Source organism: Hymenobacter nitidus (assembly GCF_020447315.1).
In the GTDB taxonomy this organism is placed as follows: Bacteria; Bacteroidota; Bacteroidia; order Cytophagales; family Hymenobacteraceae; genus Hymenobacter; species Hymenobacter nitidus.
In genome coordinates this window covers 471,183-487,628 of sequence record NZ_JAJADQ010000002.1, presented here as the reverse complement: position 1 = coordinate 487,628, position 16,446 = coordinate 471,183, and the positions used below count along the sequence as shown (strand labels likewise).

The 16,446-nt window shown below is 62.9% G+C and carries 16 protein-coding genes; 11 read left to right on the top strand and 5 right to left on the bottom strand.

The genetic code is table 11. From position 1 onward, the window contains the following. Positions 1–48: 48 nt before the first annotated feature. Positions 49–903, bottom strand: a complete 855-nt coding sequence (locus tag LGH70_RS05500; protein WP_226183469.1) for a DNA/RNA non-specific endonuclease — start codon at positions 901–903, stop codon at positions 49–51. A gap of 327 nt (positions 904–1,230) precedes the next feature. Here LGH70_RS05500 and LGH70_RS05495 point away from each other — a divergent pair, with 327 nt between their 5' ends. The 8 genes from LGH70_RS05495 (at position 1,231) to LGH70_RS05460 (ending at position 11,425) form a co-directional block, all read left to right on the top strand. Beyond that, positions 1,231–1,935 carry a hypothetical protein gene (locus LGH70_RS05495; protein ID WP_226183467.1) on the top strand — a complete coding sequence of 235 codons (705 nt, stop codon included), beginning with the start codon at positions 1,231–1,233 and terminating at the stop codon, positions 1,933–1,935. Positions 1,936–2,011: 76 nt separating this feature from the next. Continuing rightward, positions 2,012–2,998: a PspA/IM30 family protein gene (locus LGH70_RS05490; protein ID WP_226183465.1), complete on the top strand. Its 987-nt coding sequence runs from the start codon at positions 2,012–2,014 to the stop codon at positions 2,996–2,998. Between the two features lie 311 nt (positions 2,999–3,309). Beyond that, on the top strand, positions 3,310–5,088 hold the full coding sequence (locus LGH70_RS05485; protein WP_226183463.1) for an OmpA family protein: 1,779 nt from the start codon (positions 3,310–3,312) through the stop codon (positions 5,086–5,088). A gap of 104 nt (positions 5,089–5,192) precedes the next feature. Next, a complete protein-coding gene (locus LGH70_RS05480; protein ID WP_226183461.1) occupies positions 5,193–5,969 on the top strand; it encodes an ABC transporter permease in 777 nt (258 codons plus the stop codon). A gap of 158 nt (positions 5,970–6,127) precedes the next feature. Further along, positions 6,128–6,952, top strand: a complete 825-nt coding sequence (locus LGH70_RS05475; RefSeq protein WP_226183459.1) for an ATP-binding cassette domain-containing protein — start codon at positions 6,128–6,130, stop codon at positions 6,950–6,952. Between the two features lie 134 nt (positions 6,953–7,086). Further along, complete coding sequence (locus LGH70_RS05470) at positions 7,087–8,454, top strand: sigma-54-dependent transcriptional regulator (RefSeq protein WP_226183457.1); 1,368 nt, start codon at positions 7,087–7,089, stop codon at positions 8,452–8,454. 73 nt (positions 8,455–8,527) lie between these two features. Beyond that, positions 8,528–9,646 (top strand): porin, encoded by a 1,119-nt coding sequence (locus LGH70_RS05465; protein WP_226183455.1) that lies wholly within the window; start codon positions 8,528–8,530, stop codon positions 9,644–9,646. 12 nt (positions 9,647–9,658) lie between these two features. Further along, on the top strand, positions 9,659–11,425 hold the full coding sequence (locus LGH70_RS05460; protein ID WP_226183453.1) for a sensor histidine kinase: 1,767 nt from the start codon (positions 9,659–9,661) through the stop codon (positions 11,423–11,425). An 87-nt stretch (positions 11,426–11,512) separates the two neighbouring features. Here the strand turns inward: LGH70_RS05460 and LGH70_RS05455 are convergent, their stop codons facing one another. Then, positions 11,513–12,823 (bottom strand): hypothetical protein, encoded by a 1,311-nt coding sequence (locus LGH70_RS05455; RefSeq protein ID WP_226183452.1) that lies wholly within the window; start codon positions 12,821–12,823, stop codon positions 11,513–11,515. A 314-nt stretch (positions 12,824–13,137) separates the two neighbouring features. Then, a complete protein-coding gene (locus LGH70_RS05450) occupies positions 13,138–13,410 on the bottom strand; it encodes a hypothetical protein (protein WP_226183450.1) in 273 nt (90 codons plus the stop codon). A 245-nt stretch (positions 13,411–13,655) separates the two neighbouring features. Between LGH70_RS05450 and LGH70_RS05445 the strand changes: the two genes are divergently transcribed. Then, the gene (locus tag LGH70_RS05445) at positions 13,656–14,201 is read left to right on the top strand and encodes an RNA 2'-phosphotransferase (RefSeq protein WP_226183448.1); all 546 of its coding nucleotides are present in this window, start codon (positions 13,656–13,658) and stop codon (positions 14,199–14,201) included. Between the two features lie 6 nt (positions 14,202–14,207). On the opposite strand, the gene LGH70_RS05440 is transcribed toward LGH70_RS05445, so the two are convergent. Further along, positions 14,208–14,675, bottom strand: coding sequence for an RES family NAD+ phosphorylase (locus LGH70_RS05440; RefSeq protein WP_226183446.1), 468 nt, complete (start codon positions 14,673–14,675; stop codon positions 14,208–14,210). Positions 14,676–14,764: 89 nt separating this feature from the next. Beyond that, positions 14,765–15,208 carry an Xre family toxin-antitoxin system antitoxin gene (locus tag LGH70_RS05435; protein WP_226183444.1) on the bottom strand — a complete coding sequence of 148 codons (444 nt, stop codon included), beginning with the start codon at positions 15,206–15,208 and terminating at the stop codon, positions 14,765–14,767. 141 nt (positions 15,209–15,349) lie between these two features. Between LGH70_RS05435 and LGH70_RS05430 the strand changes: the two genes are divergently transcribed. Further along, positions 15,350–16,042 (top strand): HD domain-containing protein, encoded by a 693-nt coding sequence (locus LGH70_RS05430; RefSeq protein ID WP_226183442.1) that lies wholly within the window; start codon positions 15,350–15,352, stop codon positions 16,040–16,042. A gap of 60 nt (positions 16,043–16,102) precedes the next feature. Continuing rightward, the gene (locus LGH70_RS05425) at positions 16,103–16,345 is read left to right on the top strand and encodes a hypothetical protein (RefSeq protein WP_226183441.1); all 243 of its coding nucleotides are present in this window, start codon (positions 16,103–16,105) and stop codon (positions 16,343–16,345) included. The last annotated feature ends 101 nt before the right edge of the window (positions 16,346–16,446 follow it).

The window sequence follows — 16,446 nt, the reverse complement described above, 5'->3', positions numbered from 1 at the left end:
GTGCCTGGTCATTTGACCTGAGCCACGCAGGCTCGGCGGCGTTGTGCGCTACTGCGTGGGGCCAGTATCCACGCGGGCTTCCAGCGTGGCCTGCACCGGGGCCGGCACCTGCGACATGACATCGTAGCCCGTGGCCTGCTCAATGGCGTCCACCGTGGTCCGGTACGAGCCCCAGGCGGTATCGAGGGCGTTGTCGTTGGGCGTGTCCACGGCAATAACCCGGGTGCTGGCCGACACGCGGCGCACGTCGTCACTGCCCTGGGGCAGCACCACAATTACTTTCCAGAGGCGCCGGGGTACGGTCACGCGGCCATCGGCCAGGGTTTCTTTATACCCATTTGAGCCAGTGCCGCCTTTGCCGTAATTACCCATAAGGATATATAGCTCATTGCCCTGATCCACCAGGGTGCGGCAGTAGCTTTCCAGACCAGCCCAGGGGCGCTGGTTGTTGTTGGGAGCCTGGGGCACCATGTTGGTCATCAGGAAGGTGGCCGAATTGTCGGCTATAGTCTTGGTGCGGTCGGCCGAGGGGCAGTTGTGGCCCCGGTCGAAGCCCGAGCCGGTGTAGCTGCCGGTGCTGACCTGGTACCAGCCGGCAGGCAACCCCGTATCGGCGCGGAAGTCATCCTGGCGGGCCGCCGAACCCAGCCATTCCGAGCTGAGGTGCCAGCTTACCCAATTGGGAATACCCCGGTCGCGGTGGTAGGAAACGGCAAACTGCGTTTTCAGCAGCAGATAATTCGTCGGCTGGCCTGGGTCGGCCGTGGCGCCGCTGGGGTTGCCCAGAGTCAGGTGCTCGGGCAAAGAAGCCGCGGGCGCTACGTCTTCTTGTTCTGAGGAACAGGCGCCCATCAGCAGGCTTAGCGCCAGCCAGGCGGCAGCGGTGGTTCGGGTAATGAGCATGCGTGCAATAGGGGAAATAGAGGGAGTGGAATTGCAAAGAACGGAACTGGAGGCCAAAGCCGGTCCCGCCCCGCCCTTAGGGCCCTGGGACGAGGCGTGGGGCGGGACCGGCCAGGAGCCCGGGTGTGGCCCAGGAGTATGCTGATATGGAAATAGACCCTACCAAAATGAAAGGGTTTGTAGCCCATTCTCGGCGGCGTTAACCGAGGTTGTGATTTTTGATAATTGATAATCAGTTAGTTGACTAGGTGCCTGAGTGTGTTGGCGGCGTGCGGCACTGGTCTTGGCAAAAGGCCCACATCACCAATCACCTAACACCTCCGCTCCATGGACCTTTTCGACAACCTCGCCAAAGCTGCTAAAGACTTCTTCGTCGAAGGCGACGATGCCAGCGCCCCGGGTAAGGCCGGTAAAGGCTCCGTACCGGCCACTGCCCCGGTGCCGCAGCAGCTGCCGGTGGCGCCCGGGCCCGGCACCTTCGCCCTGAGTCAGCCCAGCGTCACGCAGCCCGAACAGCGCCACCTCGACCACATTGCCACGCTGCTAACCGGCGACGGCAAGGACTTCGTGGCCTACACCAAAATGGTAAAGAGCATGGCTGCCAGCGGGCTGGCCGGGCCGGTGCTCTACCAGACGGCCTTTCACGCCTTTGCCGCCGTCACGGGCCTCGACGCGGCCACGCTGCTGACCTCGGCCGAGCAGCTGGACCACAAGCTGCAGGCCGACCGCAACAAGGTGCTGGAGCGGCACCAGGAAAAAATGGGCGAGCTGAAGATTCCCAACGCCCCGCCCAGCGCCATCGTGCAACTCACGGGCCAAGAGCAGCAGCTGCAGGCCGACCTGGCGGCGCTGACCAAGCAGCTGGAAGCCAAAAGCCAGCAGCTGCAGGCCACCCAGCAGCAGCTGGTTGCCGAGCGGCAAAAGGCCCAGGCCGCACTGGCGTCCTACGAGCTGGCCAACGCCACGGCCGCCGCCGACTTGAAAGCCCACCGCCAGGCGGCCCAGAGCTTTCTGCTGGGCCTGGGGAAATAAGCAGGGCACTCCGCTGCTCCGAAGTTCTGACTCCTGACTCCTGACCTCACACTGCACAACCTAATCATTTACCCATATGAACACACTTCTTTCACCCGGGCAATCCAATGAACTGCCCAAATGGCAACAGCCCGAAAAGGTAGCGGGCTGGGTTTTTCTGGCCGCGGCGGCTGGGGCCGGCATCTACTTCTGGGGCGAAATCGTGCCGTATCTGGTCGAAATCGTCTTCGATACCGTGAAGCTCGGCATCGGGCTGGGGGCGCTGTTCGTGCTGTTTCTCATCGTGACCAGCAAGCGCATCAAGGCCGGGCTCTGGTACGCCGGGCAGCGCATCTTCCGTACCATGGCCGGCATCTTCGTCGAGACGGACCCCATCGGCATCATGCAGGACTACATCCGCAACACGGAGAAGGAAGCCCAGAACATGGAGTCGGAAGTGGGCCACATCGAAGGGGCCCACGAGCTGGTGAAGCGCAAGATGGACGGCAACAAGCAGCAGCTGCAGGAGTACCTGCGCCTGGCCGACTCGGCGGCCCGCAAGGGCGAAAAGGACTTTGCCGAATCGTACGCCTCCCGGGCCGCCCAGCTGGAAGACTACAACAACCGCCTGCAGCCCATGCTGACCACCACGGCCAACGTGACGCTGGTGATGCGCCAGATTCTGAAGGCCGCCCTGCGCCAGATCGACAACTCCAAGTTCAAGGTCAACCTGCTCAAGGACGAGTACGAGCTGGTGAAGCGCACCAGCTCGGGCATGCGGGCCGCCATGAACATCCTGCGCGGCGACCCGGACAAGAAGTACTTCTTCGATATGGCCACCGACCGCGTGGCCCAGGACATGGCCCAGCAGCTGGGCCAGATCAAGCAGGCCATGCGCTATTCGCAGGAGTTCGTGAAGGAAATGGACATCCAGAACGGGGTGATGAGCGAGAAGGGGCAGCGCCTGCTGGAGAAATACCAGAAGGGCGACTTCAACACCCTGCTCAACGAAATGCCCAGCACGCTGGGCACCACGGCCACCGCCAAAGCCACCAACGATGCCTATTCTAATCTGCTTGATTAACGCCCTGCTCGCCACAGCGGTGCACTGCCTGCTGGGCTAAGGGTCCGGCCAATTCCCCTCCCTTTTTCAAATTCTGCGCATCAAGCGGCGTGGGTGCCCGAAGGGCGGGATGGTTCAATCGTTGAACGACGGCGGCGGGCATTTAGAATTCCTGTCTGGGAGTTGGCTGCAAACAGCACTTTCCTGCCCGCCCGAATTACTTTCTCTGACGGCGCGGCTGGCAAACCACCCCGGCCTGCGGCTACCCCTCCCTGAAGGAAGGAGGGGAACTCGAATAGCCAAAAACAAACAACCAAAAACCAATACCCAACATGACAACGCGTGGTAAAATCGTGATTGGCGCCCTGATTGTGGCGCTGCTCTACTTCGGCATCAACAAGCTCATCGGCAGTGGGGTCGTCTTTAAAAAGGCGGCTACCGAGTCGGTGCTGCTCAACTCCATTGAGCTGCCGACCCAGACGGCGGGCAGCCGCACCAACATTGCCGTGCCGCTGGCCCCGCTGCCGGGCAGTACGCCCACCGAAAAGGGCGCCCCGGTCACTTGGGAAGTAATGGCCTGGAACTCGCAGATGGCCGGCATGCTGGCCAACGGCGGGCCCCGCACCACCGAGGGCTCCAGCATGGCCGCCAACGGCATCAACCTGCAGATCGTGCGCCAGGACGACGTGGCCAAAATGCAGGCCGACCTGGTGAAAAACGCCCTGGACATGCAGAACAACCCTGAAACACCCGGCTTGATTGTGAGCATCATGGGCGACGGGCTGCCGGCCTTCTCGGCGGTGCAGAGCCAGCTGGAAAAAGCCGGCACGGGCTTGCAGATTCTGCCCTACAGCTGCGGCAAGTCGTTTGGCGAGGATAAGCTGATGGGCCCCAAGGAGTGGCTCGACAACCCCAAGGCGGCCCTGGGCAAGACCATTGCCTGCTACCTGCGCGACGGGGACCAGAACATTGCCCTGAAGTGGTGCGCCGACAATGGCCTGAAGGTAAACCCCGACGAAACCACCTACGACCCCGAAGCCGTGAACTTTATGGCCGCCCCCGATTTCCTGGCCGCCGCCGAGAAGTACATCACCGGCAAGCCCGAGCAGCGCACCAAGGTGGTGAAGGGCAAGGATACCGGCGTGAAAGTAGACGTGCCCGCCGATGCCGTCGCCACCTGGACGCCCGGCGACGTGAACATTGCCAAGCAGAAAGGCGGCCTGGTCAACATCGTCTCGACCAAGGACTACTCCAACCAGATGCCCAACATCATGGTCACCACCAAGCTCTGGTACGACGCCCACCCCCGGGAAGTGGAAGGCATCATGACGGCTCTGGCCGTGGCCGGTGACCAGGTGAAAAGCCACCCCGAGGCCCTGAGCCGCGCCGCCGATATTTCGGCCGAGGTCTACGGCGACAAGGACAAGCCCGGCGCTTACTGGCTGCGCTATTATAAAGGAGTGAGCGAGGCCGACCGCACGGGTGAAGTCGTGGAGCTGGGCGGGAGCAAGGCCTTCAACTTCAGTGACAACCTGGCGTTGTTTGGCCTCGAAGAAGGCGGCACCAACGTCTACGCCTCGGTGTACAAAACCTTCGGCGACGTGCAGAGCAAGCTTTACCCCAAAGAGCTGCCCAGCTACGTGCCCCTGGATCAGATGCTGGATTTGACCCTGCTCAAGAAAATGCAGAGCCAGTACAGGGGCAAGGCCATTGCCCCGGCCGACAAGCAGCAATTTGCCGCCGACGATGAAATCCGCCGGAGCGTGAGCAAGCGGGCCTGGAACATCGAGTTCGAAACCGGCAAGAGCACCTTCACGCCGGCCGCCGAGCAGGATTTGAACCAGCTCTTCGACGACCTGGTAGTGGCCGGCCGCCTCAAAGTTGCCGTGCACGGCCATACCGACAACCAGGGCGACCCGCAGAAAAACCAGCAGCTTTCCGAAGACCGGGCCCTGGCCGTGCAGCAGTGGCTGAGCCGCAAAAGCTCCAGCGCCTTCCCCGCGGGCCGCGTGCAGATCTACGCCCACGGCGCCACCGAGCCCCTGGCCAGCAACACCGCCCCCGACGGCCGCGCCAAAAACCGGCGGGTAGAAATCGTGCTGGGCAATTAAGTGGTGAACCCCACCCCCAACTCCTCCCAGCGGGGAGGGGTTGGGGTGGAGTACTTCGGCCGCGCCGCCAGAACAGCAAACTCACTAAATCACCACCTCACAGTATGAAAGAGCTATTTGCCCCGAATGCGCAGCCCAGCCGCCCGGTGTTTGCCACCATGGTGGGCGCCCAGCTGCTGGTACTGGTGCTGCTCTGGGCGTTTTACCCGCTGCAGTTGTTTCCCAGCCTGGGCGACGTGCTGCGGGCCTTAAGTGACCTAGTCACCAGCCAGGGCCTGATTCAGGAGCTGTGGGCCAGCATGACCACGGCCCTGCAGGCCCTGACCATCGGTACGGCGCTGGCCCTGGCTATTTCCTACCTCACGGCCCTGCCGTTTTTCCGGCCCATTGCCTACGCGGCCACCAAGATGCGCTACCTCACGCTCACTGGCCTCACGTTTTTCATGGCCCTGCTGCTGAGCACCGGCCACCAGGTCAAGCTCTCAGTGCTGGTCTTTGCCACCACCGTGTACTTGGTCACGGGTATGACCAGCGTGATTCTGACCACCACCCGGGAGGAAATGGACCACGCCCGCACCCTGGGCCTGGGCGAGTGGCGCAGCTTTTGGGAGGTAGTCGTGCTGGGCAAGCTGGATCTGATGCTCGAAGTCGTGCGCCAGAACTTCGCCATCATCTGGACCATGATTACCCTGGTCGAAACCCTCTACCAGTCGGAAGGCGGCATTGGGCTGCTGCTCTACAAGCAGAACCGCTACCTGCACCTCGACGGGGTACTGGCCATTCAGCTGGTGATTCTGGCCACTGGTGCCGCGCAGGACTACGTGTTCGGACTGCTGCGCCGGGTGTTCTTCCCGCATGCCGCCCTGACTGCCGCCAGCTAGGGAGCTAGACGCTTGTTGTTTATTTTTCAAACAATTGATATATACAACAAATTCATTTTCGCCTTTGTTGTCTATTTTTTGTGAATTGCAAAATAAACAACAAAGCGAATTCATTTCCGCCGAACGATAAACTCACCATTTCCCCAACTCACCGCCGCATGACTCCTTACTTTCACAAAGAACCCGTTTTGACTCTGGAAGGCGTTTCCATGAGCTACCAGGGCGAAGTGGTGCTGCGCGACATCAGCGCCCAGGTGCTGAACGTGGTGCGGCCCAATATGACTCAGGGCCAGGTTGTGGGCTTCTACGGCCGCTCGGGCATCGGCAAGTCGGTGCTCTGCCGCATCATTGCGGGCCTTACTGCGCCAGCCACCGGCACGGTGCGGGTCGGGGAGGAGCAGCACCCCGTGCAGCCCGGTGACGTGGGCCTGGTGCAGCAGCGCTACCCCTTGTTCAACCACCGCACCCTGGCCGACAACCTGCTGCTGGCCGCCGCCCGCAAGCACGAGCCCGAAGCCGCCAAGCGCGAAGTAGCCGCTTATCTGGAGCGGTTCCGGCTCGACCAGCACGGCAAGAAATTCCCGGCCCAGCTCTCGGGCGGGCAGCGCCAACGGGCCGCTATTGCCCAGCAGCTCTTGTGTTCCGACCACCTGATCCTGCTCGACGAGCCCTTCTCCGGCCTCGACGTGGCCATGATTGACGAGGTGAAGAAAATCATCCTGGAAGTCACCACGATGGATGAGCTGAACACGGTCGTCATCGTTTCTCACGACATTGCCACCACCACCGCCCTGTCCGACACGCTCTGGCTGATGGGCTACGAGCGGGACACTGCCGGCCAGCTGCTACCCGGGGCCACCATCAGCAAAAACCACCAGTACGACCTGGCCGGCATGGGCCTGGCCTGGCACCCCAACGTGGAAGCCGAGCCGGAATTCAACCGGTTTGTGGAGCAGCTGAAGGATGAAATCCGGGCGGCCTGAAATTGCCCTACTTTTGAACGCAGTAGCGCGAACGTTGTAGTTCGCGTACCAGAACGATACTCGTTGCACTGACGCGGGGTACTCGAACTGCACAGTTCGCGCTACACCAACTACCCCTTCTCACTACTCTCCCCATGCCTACCGGTACCCTGCTCATCATCGACGACGAAACCCGCCTGCGCCAGCTGCTGAGCCGGGTGCTGGAGCTGGAAGGCTACACGGTGCTGCAGGCCCCCGATGCCCGCCGCGGCCTGGAGATGCTGCAGCAGCACGCCGACGAGGTGCTGGTTGTCCTCTCGGATGTGCGCCTGCCCGATGCCCACGGCGTGGAGCTTATCCCGAAGCTGCGGGCCAAATACCCCGAGGTGGAAATCGTGCTGATGACGGCCTTTGGCACCATTCCCGACGGGGTGCAGGCCATGAAGCAGGGCGCGTTCGACTACCTGACCAAAGGCGACTCCGACGACCAGCTGGTGGTCATTGTGGAGCGGGCCGCCGACAAGGCCCGCCTGCAGCGCCGGGTGGCCGAGCTGGAGCGGCGCGTGAACCAGCAGCACAGCTTCGAAACGATGATAGGGGAGTCGGCGGCCCTGCGGGCCTCCCAGCACCTGGCCCGGCAGGTGGCGGCCACCGACAGCACCGTGCTGCTGGAAGGCCCCACGGGCTCGGGCAAGGAGCTGTTTGCCCAGGCCATTCACCAGGCCAGCCCGCGCCGCAGCAAGCCCTTCGTGGCCGTCAACTGCTCGGCATTTCCCAAGGATTTGCTCGAATCCGAGCTGTTTGGCTACAAGAAGGGCGCTTTCACCGGGGCCCTGACCGACAAAAAAGGCCTGCTGGAAGAAGCCCACGGCGGTACGCTGTTCCTGGACGAAATCGGGGAGCTGGAGCTGGGCGTGCAGGCCAAGTTTCTGCGCGTGCTCGAAACCCAGACCTTCACCAAGCTCGGGGCTACCACGCCCACCCAGATCAACGTGCGCCTGGTGGCTGCTACCAACCGCAACCTCAAGCTTGAAGCCAGTGAGGGCCGCTTCCGACCCGATCTGTACTACCGCCTCTCCGTCTTTACTCTCGACATTCCCCCGCTTAAAGCCCGACCCACGGATGTGCCCGTGCTGGCCGCGCACTTTCTGCAGTACTTCGCCGCCCGCCTCAAAAAGCGCCTGCCCGGGCTGGATGCCGAGTGCCAGCGCCTGCTGCAGGCCTACAGCTGGCCGGGCAATGTGCGGGAGCTGAAAAACGTGCTGGAGCGGGCTGCCATTCTTACGCCCGACAACGAGCTGGTGGGAGCGGGGCTGCTGCCCACCGAGTTTTATACCCAGCCCGGCACCGGCGCCGCCGCCCCCGACGACCCCCACGACCGGAGCCTGCGCGCGGTGGAGGCCCGCCACATCCGCCAGGTTATGGCCGACGTGGACGGCAACAAGACCGAAGCCGCCCGGCAGCTCGGCATCGGCCTGACCACGCTTTACCGCAAGCTGCAGGAGTACGGCCTCTCGGCCTGATCTTCCCTCATTTCCTACCTTCAATGCCCAGCCCGCCCGCTTTTTCCAAGTGGTGCCCTGGCGCCCTGCACCCATGAAATTCTCCCTGCTTTTTCTCTCGGCCTTCTTCTGCGCTACCGTAGCCCGGGCCCAGCAGCCCACTGCTGCCCCGGATTCGGCGGGCCCCGCGGCCGCGCCGTCCCTGCTGCCGGCCGGCCTCACGTTCTACGGCTTTGCCGACGCCTACTACGGCTACGACTTTACCGGCAAGTCGGCGCAGCGGCCCGGGTTTCTCTACGCGCACAACCGCGCCAACGAGTTTGCCCTGAACAACGCCGTGCTGGGCCTGCGCTACGAGGAAGCCCGGGTGCGCGGCGCTTTTGCCTTGCACACCGGTACCTACGTGGAGGCCAACTACGCCCCCGAGCCCGCCGTGCTGCGCAACATCTACGAAGCCTACGCCGGCTTTCGGCCCACGGCCAAGTCCTGGCTGGACCTGGGCGTTTTCAGCTCCCATATCGGCTTTGAGTCGGCCCTGAGCAAGGACAACTGGACGCTGACCCGCTCCCTGATGGCCGAAAACTCGCCGTATTACGAGGCCGGCGCCCGGTTCACCTACGAGCTTTCCCCGCAGCTCACGGCCACGGCCCTGGTACTCAATGGCTGGCAGCAGATCCGGGACGTGAACCGGGCCAAGAGCCTGGGCACCCAGCTGCAGTGGAAGCCCACCGAGCGGCTGCTGCTCAACTCCAGCACGTACTACGGCAACGACCAGCTCCCGGGGAACACCCGCCGCCGGCGCTACTTTCACGACTTCTACCTGAGCTACGCCGCTACGCCCAAGCTGTCCGTCGCCGGGGTGTTCGACCTGGGCGCGCAACAGGCAGAAACCCGGCGCCGGCACGATGTATGGCACGCCGGCGCGGCTTTCGTGCGCTACACTTATTCTGCGCAGTGGATTCTGGCGGGGCGGGTGGAGTACTATTCGGCCGGGCACGGCGTGCTGATCAGCTCCGTCATGCCCTCGGCTACCGACCCCAATACCGATGTGCAAGGCGCTTCGCTCAACCTGGATTATGCCCCCAGCCGCCACCTGACGGCCCGGCTGGAAGGGCGGGTACTGCGCAGCGGAACCGGCTTGTTTGTGGATTCGGATAATTTGCCGGCCAAAACCTACGGCAACCTTACCACCAGCCTTGCCCTGAGCTTTTAACGCTCAATTGCTATGACCTTAAAAAACCGAATCCGGCTGAGCGTGCTCACCATGCTGCTGCTGCTGCTGCTAGTGGGCATCTACAGCTACAGCGTGCTCCACGGCCTGGACCGCCGCGCCCGGCACGTGCGCCGGGCCAATCTGCACTCGGTGGCGCTGGGCCAGCAGATGCTCTGGGCCCTGAGCGGCCTGAGTCAGCAGCCGGCGCGGCCCATGGCCCTGGCCGAGTTTCGCCGGGCCCTGACCCGGGAAGGCGCCAACATTACCGAGCCCGGGGAGGCCGGGCTGGTCGACAGCCTGACCCAGAACCTGGCCGACTATCAGCGCCTGCTCGACAATGCCGCCCCGCTGGCGGCCCGCCAGACCGAATTGCTCCAGCTGCAGGCCCAGACCAACCGCCTGCTGACGATGAATCTGGCGGCCTCGGTGCAGCAGGGCGAGGCGGCGGCCCGGGCCGTGCGGGCCGCCAAAACCACGCTGCTCGTCATTCTGGTGCTGAGTACCGTGCTCGGGGTTAGTCTGGTGCTGCGGCTGCCGCGCATCGTGGTGCGGCCCCTGCGCCGGCTCAGCGCCGATATTGCCCTGGCCACCGACCCGGACACGGGGGCGCCGCTGCCCATTGAGCGCCAGGATGAAGTCGGTAACGTGGCCCAGGCCTTTAATCGGGTGCTGGGCCAGATGCAGGATTTGCGCACGGCCAGCCGCGCCGAGCTGATTATGCAGCGCAACCGCATGGAAAGCATCGTGCAGGGCCTCGACGAAGGTCTGCTGCTCATCGACCAGAACCGCCGCATCATTCTGGTGAATCCCGTGGCCAGTGAGCTGCTGGGCCAGCCCGCCGAGGCCCTGATTGGGCGGCTGGCCGCCGAAGTAGCCGAGCACAATGAGTTTCTGCAAACCCTGCTCACGGCCGAAGCCAGCGCCCCGCCGCACGAAACGGCCCAGCCGCCGGAATACACCGTGATGCGCCACGGCCAGGAAGCCTACTACCGGCTGTCGGTAAACCCGATTCTGTCTTACAACGACGTAACGGCCCAGACCGAGTTTGTGGGCCACATCCTCTCGCTGCGCAACATCTCCGACTTCAAGAAGCTGGATCAGGTCAAGTCCAACTTCCTGGCCACCGTCTCGCACGAGCTCAAAACCCCGCTGGCCAGCATCAACCTGAGCTTGAAGCTGCTCCAGGACGAGCGCACCGACACGGCCGAGCGCCAGCGCATTGCCGGCGGCATCCGCCTCGAAACCCAGCGCCTGCTGCGCATGGTGGGCGAATTGATTGACGTGTCGCGCCTCGACGCGGGCGTGGGCATCAAGCTCAACCCCGAGCCCGTGGCCCTGGCCCTGGTAATGGACTACGCCGACGACACCATCATGGCCCAGCTCGAGGACAAGCAGCTGGCCCTGCGCTACGAGTTGCCCGACGACTTACCCGCCGTGAAGGCCGATCTGGAGAAAACCACCTGGGTTGTTATCAATCTGATGGCCAACGCTATTCGCTACTCGCCGGCCGGAGAGTGCATCATTATCAGCGCCGAGCAGCGCGGGGCCCAGGTGCAGGTCAGCGTGCGGGACTGTGGGCCGGGTATCGCGCCGGAGTACCACGAGCGAATTTTCAAGCGCTTTGCCCATATTCCCAGCAAAGAGGGTGTGAAAAGCGGCTCGGGGCTGGGCCTGAGCATCTCCCGCGAGTTCATCACCTCCCAGGGCGGCGACTTGTGGGTGGAAAGCCAGCCCGGCCGCGGCAGCATTTTCCACTTTACCCTGCCGGTGATGGGTTGAGGGGCTGTGGCCCGGTCCATAAAAAAGGCCCCGAAACAGCGCTGTTTCGGGGCCTTTTTTATGCATACTGTCGGCTTCAGCCAGGGGCTAAAACGACACCTGATACTGGGCTACCACGGCGCTGCGGCGCGAGTCCACCACGTTTTCGTTGTTGCGCGTCACGTAGAAGGGCCGGTTCTGGTAGCTGAGCGTGAGCTTGGAGGAGTGGCCGGCCAGCAGCCAGTTCACGCCAGCATCGAAGAAGTGCAGGTCGTCGGCCAGGCGCTTGTAGTGCGAGTACTGGTAGCTGGCGTAGGGCATAAAGGTGGTTTCGCCCACCAGGTTGTCGCGCAGCTTGTAGCCGAGCTGGGTGTAGAACACGTTGCCGGTGCCGTACTGCGGAAATGCGTTGCCGAAGGCGCCCAGCAGCGCGTTGTTGGTGTAAGTGGCCGTCGTGGCCCGGGCATTGGTGGCCGGGTTCATCGGACCGTTGTTGCGCAGGTAGCCGGGGCCGTAGTCCAGGTGCATGCCCACGGCGTAGAAGTTCACACTCGGGGCGCCCTTGGCCGTGTCGGTGGGTGCGTCGTAATACACATCCACGGCGTACTGCTTCATGGCCTGGGTCAGGGTGTCGCGGCCGTTGTCGGCTTTATACCACATGGCCTGGGGCTGCACAATGGCGCCCGCGCCCACGTTGAACACGTTTTTCTTGCCCAGATACGTGCCGGCGTTGTAGGCCGTCAGGTTGCTTTCCTGGTCTTTGAACTGCCACATCAGGTAGGCCTGGTACTGGGGCTTGGCCGGGCGGCGCGAAAAGTTGGCGTTGCCGTTGAGCGCCGCCGCGCCGGCCGTGCCTTTCGTGACGTCCAGCACGTTGGACAGGGCCACGCGGTAGTCGAGCTTGCTGAGCTTGCCCTTGGCATAGATGCTGAGCTTGCGGCCGAACTGGTCGTTCACGTCGTTGGTCGTTTCGGCGACCAGGGGCAAATCGAGGCCCATGATGCTGCCCGTGGCCGAGGCCGTGAAGCGCGACAACCCGTTCCAGGCGCCCAGGCCCGTGCCCAAGGAGAGCTTGTTTTTGACCACCGCGTATTCGGCCACGGCGTCGTGCAGGAAGAAGCCCGCTTTGCGGTCGGAGAGGTAGCTGAAGTTGTTGATGCCGATCTGGGAGTAGATAAACACCCGGTCGGTCAGCTGCCCGAAAAACTGCATGCGGAAGCGCCGGATACCGATGTCGTAGGTTTCGGCCTTGTAGAATCCGTCGACCTGCGTGCCGGGGTTGCTCTGGTTGTAGCGCGCCCAGACCTGGTTGAGCAGGGTCATTTTGATGTAATGGCTGCCGTCGGGGTTAAGGGTGAGCTTGCCGTCCTTGAAAGTTTGTGCCTGCGTGTGCAGGGCGCCTGCCAGCAATGCGGGCAAAAGCAACCCGCCACGCCACCGGAACTGTGTCATGCGTACTTATTGAGTGAAAAAAAGAGAGGTCAGCGAAGCGCCCGCCCCGGGCCCGGCCGCAGAATTAGCAGTGGCCAAGCCCGGGGCGGGCGGAGAAAAAGGGTAGTCCGGTTTGGGCTGAGTTGCCGAAGCCATCCTGCGCCGGTCATTGCTACCAGCAAAAGTACAGCAACCCCATAAAATGCAACAGGGCGCCCCCGTGGGAAGCGCCCTGTTGTAAGCGAATAAAAGGCAGAAGGTTTTGGCCGTAAGCCAGAAGCGCCGCCTTTTTTAAACAAAAATTAGTTGAGCCACACCGTGTGCAGCAGCTTAAAGCGGTGCGGGGCATAGGCGTTGTAGTACGGCGCCTCAGCCTCAAACCCCAGCACGTGTACCAGCGGCAGGCCCTCCAGGTGCGACTCAACCACGCGCACGGGATACAGCTGGCCTTCCTCGGGCCAGTCGCCCACGTGGTTGAGGGGGCGGCTGCTGGCGTCGATGCAGCGGGCGTAGTCTACGAATGGGGCGTGGGCAGTGGCTTCAGCCAGGGTCAGGTTAGCAACTTCGTGAGCCATGGAGCGAAAGTAAGGAACCACCAGGGAGCAGTTCGATGGAAAATAGCGGCCCGGGGCAACAGAGCCCCGCAAGCTGGTAAACAGATTCCGGCCGTCCTAAACAACGCTGCGCACGTTGTTCGGATTCCGAAGATAGAAAATAACTTCAGTTTACAAGCACAAAGCGGCGGAAACCGGCCACTATCTTTCCGACCGTATTCCGGCCGCTTTTTCGTTGCTTGCGCCTCCATTACCATTGCCCACCCATGGAAACAGCCCAGATTACCCGGATAAGCAAATTTTTGAGCCTACACCTGCGCCACCAGCCCCAGGCCCTGGGCCTCGAGCTGGAGGAAGGCGGCTGGGTCAAGGTAGAAGAGCTGCTGCGGGGCTGCGCCGGCCAGGGCCTGCCCATTACCCGCGCGCAGCTCGAGCAGGTAGTAGCCGATAACGACAAGCAGCGCTTTGCCTTCGACGCCTCCGGTACCCGCATTCGGGCCCAGCAGGGCCACAGCGTGGAAGTGGACTTACTTCTGGTGCCGGCCGTGCCGCCCGCCGTGCTCTACCACGGCACCGTCGCGGCCGCTTTGCCCGCCATTCGCCAGCAGGGCCTGCAGAAAATGCAGCGGCACCACGTGCACCTCTCGCCGGATGAAGCCACTGCCCAGCGCGTGGGCCAGCGGCGCGGCCAGCCCGTTATTCTGACCGTCGATGCCGCCGCCATGCGGCAGCAAGGGTGTGTATTCTACGAGTCCGGTAATGGTGTCTGGCTGACGGAGCAGGTGCCCGCCCAGTATCTGCGGGAGCTGTAAGCCGGCTTATTTGCCGCCCAGGTCCGGCTTCAGCCGCGTATCGAAGGGGTGGGGCTCCAGGGCTACCATCTTCAGCTGGCTGTGGGAGGGGTGCAGCGGGTTGAGCAGGTAGTTCCATTCGGTGGGCGCGTGGGCCGAGGGTACTTTCATAATCCAGAACTCCGCCTGCTCGATCCAGCTGCGCGTGAGCTGGGCTAGCTCCAGCGGGTAGGGCAGCTGCTGCCAGTTGGGCGGCAGCTGCTCCACGGCTACTTCTTTGATGGGCGTATCGGCGGGTACTTCCAGGGTCAGGGCGAAATAGTTGCGCGGCAGCGAGGGCGAATTGGCCAGCACTTCCAGCTTGGCCAGCGACAAATGCTCGGACGTGTAAAGAATCTGGGTGCCTTTTTCGTGCCAGCGGCCCGAGTAGTAGAGGCCGCCCTGGCCGGTGAGGTCCTGAATGTAGGGGTGTTTGCCGAGCCGGTAAAGGCGCATGAGGAAGCGGATTCAGCGAAAGAAAAGCAGGGGGGAAGCCCCTGCGAAACCAGGGGCAGGGTAGTACAGCGGGAGCCCGCCGGCGTTGTTTAGGAGTAGATGCCGTACTCAATCCGGCCCAGGATTTCGCGCACCTGTTCCCGCCCGATGGCCGAGGACAGCAGCTCCTTGGGCCGCACGCCGCCCAGGGCTGGGTTGGGCGTTTCCAGCCAGTGGTGGAAGTCATCCTGATCCTCGAATACGTCCAGGCCCTTGGCCAGCACGGCCGAGAGCTGAATGGTTTTCTCCGCCTCGTCCAGCGTCAGGGCCCGCTTGGCCTGCTCGCGCCGGGCCAGCGTGCTTTCCGACACGCCCAGCACCACGCTGATTTCCTTGTTGGAAAAGCCCAGCCGCTGCTGCAATGCCCGCAGGGCCTGCACCGAAAGGCCTTTCAGGGCCACGGCCAGCAGGTCCAGCTCGTTGTGCACCAGCTGCGGGATGACGGCGCCACCGCCCATCAAATCAACCATGGTGGCTACGGGGGTTTTACGCATGATAGTCATTTGCTCTTTTTTTACTCGTCATTTGACGGCAATATACGCAATAACTCGGGAGCCGGTCTAAAAATTCAAAAGCCGGTGCTGCTGGCCTAAGCTGCAGCGAACTTGCTAATTTGCCGCCTGAATTTCTTTCCTATGCCTGCTGCGCTAAGTACCGAACAGATTATTTCCCGAACGGCCGATTTCGTCCGCGACAAATTCCTGGGCGAGGGCTCGGGCCACGACTGGGAGCACATCCGCCGGGTGTGGCACACGAGCCGGGCCCTGGCGGCCACCCTGCCCGCCGCCGACCCGCTGGTGACCGAGCTGGCCGCCTTGCTGCACGACGTGGCCGACTGGAAGTTTCACGCCGGCGATGAGGAAGCTGGCCCCCGCGCCGCCCGCACCTGGCTGCTGGGCCTGCGCGTGGACGAAGCCATAATCCGGCGCGTCGAGACGATTATCCGCGAGATTTCCTTTAAGGGGCTGGGTGTACCTACGCCCATGAGCACGCCGGAGGGCGAAGTGGTGCAGGATGCCGACCGCCTCGATGCCATCGGCGCCATTGGCGTGGCCCGGGCCTTTGCCTACGGCGGGCATAAGGGCCGGCCCCTGCACGATCCGGCCATCGCGCCCGTGGTGCACGACTCCTTTGAAAGCTATAAGAAAAACACGGCGCCCACGCTGAACCACTTCTACGAAAAGCTGCTGCACCTGCGCGAGCGGCTGCACACGCCCGCCGCCCGCCAGCTGGCTCAGGAGCGCCATCAGTTTCTGGAAACCTTCCTGACGCAGTTTCTGCGCGAGTGGGAGGGAGCGGACCTAGCCGAGCTGAACACCCCGGCATAAATTTTCAGGCGTGCTACCCCGGAAGAAGGGTGGTGGCCCCCGAATTTCTACCTTTGACCCATGAAGTTTCGCCTGTTTGCATTGCGCTTTCTTGTGCCGCTGGCTCTCTTGCTGGGAGCTGCCTCCTGCCGTACCTGCCCCATGGCCTCCTGCCACACGCGCAAGGTGCACTTTCACAACGGGGCCCGCTACCGGGGCCAGCCGCTTTGGAAAAAACAGAACCCGGCCGTGGGCGAAAAAATCAAGACCTACAATCCCAAGTCCGGCACGCATAAGGCCGATAAGAGCAAGCCAAAAGAATAGGCTGTATTAGGCAAAACGGGCCTTTTTTCGTATCTTGCGGGCTTCTCGCAGTACTCATTCACTGGTGCCGAAAGCTCCTCTTTCCAGGGGCCTAGGCCGAC

Bases quoted from the DNA above. Each gene is read 5' to 3' on its own strand.
- LGH70_RS05500 (WP_226183469.1), bottom strand. From the start codon at position 903: ATGCTCATTACCCGAACCACCGCTGCCGCCTGGCTGGCGCTAAGCCTG.
- LGH70_RS05495 (WP_226183467.1), top strand. From the start codon at position 1,231: ATGGACCTTTTCGACAACCTCGCCAAAGCTGCTAAAGACTTCTTCGTC.
- LGH70_RS05490 (WP_226183465.1), top strand. From the start codon at position 2,012: ATGAACACACTTCTTTCACCCGGGCAATCCAATGAACTGCCCAAATGG.
- LGH70_RS05485 (WP_226183463.1), top strand. From the start codon at position 3,310: ATGACAACGCGTGGTAAAATCGTGATTGGCGCCCTGATTGTGGCGCTG.
- LGH70_RS05480 (WP_226183461.1), top strand. From the start codon at position 5,193: ATGAAAGAGCTATTTGCCCCGAATGCGCAGCCCAGCCGCCCGGTGTTT.
- LGH70_RS05475 (WP_226183459.1), top strand. From the start codon at position 6,128: ATGACTCCTTACTTTCACAAAGAACCCGTTTTGACTCTGGAAGGCGTT.
- LGH70_RS05470 (WP_226183457.1), top strand. From the start codon at position 7,087: ATGCCTACCGGTACCCTGCTCATCATCGACGACGAAACCCGCCTGCGC.
- LGH70_RS05465 (WP_226183455.1), top strand. From the start codon at position 8,528: ATGAAATTCTCCCTGCTTTTTCTCTCGGCCTTCTTCTGCGCTACCGTA.
- LGH70_RS05460 (WP_226183453.1), top strand. From the start codon at position 9,659: ATGACCTTAAAAAACCGAATCCGGCTGAGCGTGCTCACCATGCTGCTG.
- LGH70_RS05450 (WP_226183450.1), bottom strand. From the start codon at position 13,410: ATGGCTCACGAAGTTGCTAACCTGACCCTGGCTGAAGCCACTGCCCAC.
- LGH70_RS05445 (WP_226183448.1), top strand. From the start codon at position 13,656: ATGGAAACAGCCCAGATTACCCGGATAAGCAAATTTTTGAGCCTACAC.
- LGH70_RS05440 (WP_226183446.1), bottom strand. From the start codon at position 14,675: ATGCGCCTTTACCGGCTCGGCAAACACCCCTACATTCAGGACCTCACC.
- LGH70_RS05435 (WP_226183444.1), bottom strand. From the start codon at position 15,208: ATGCGTAAAACCCCCGTAGCCACCATGGTTGATTTGATGGGCGGTGGC.
- LGH70_RS05430 (WP_226183442.1), top strand. From the start codon at position 15,350: ATGCCTGCTGCGCTAAGTACCGAACAGATTATTTCCCGAACGGCCGAT.
- LGH70_RS05425 (WP_226183441.1), top strand. From the start codon at position 16,103: ATGAAGTTTCGCCTGTTTGCATTGCGCTTTCTTGTGCCGCTGGCTCTC.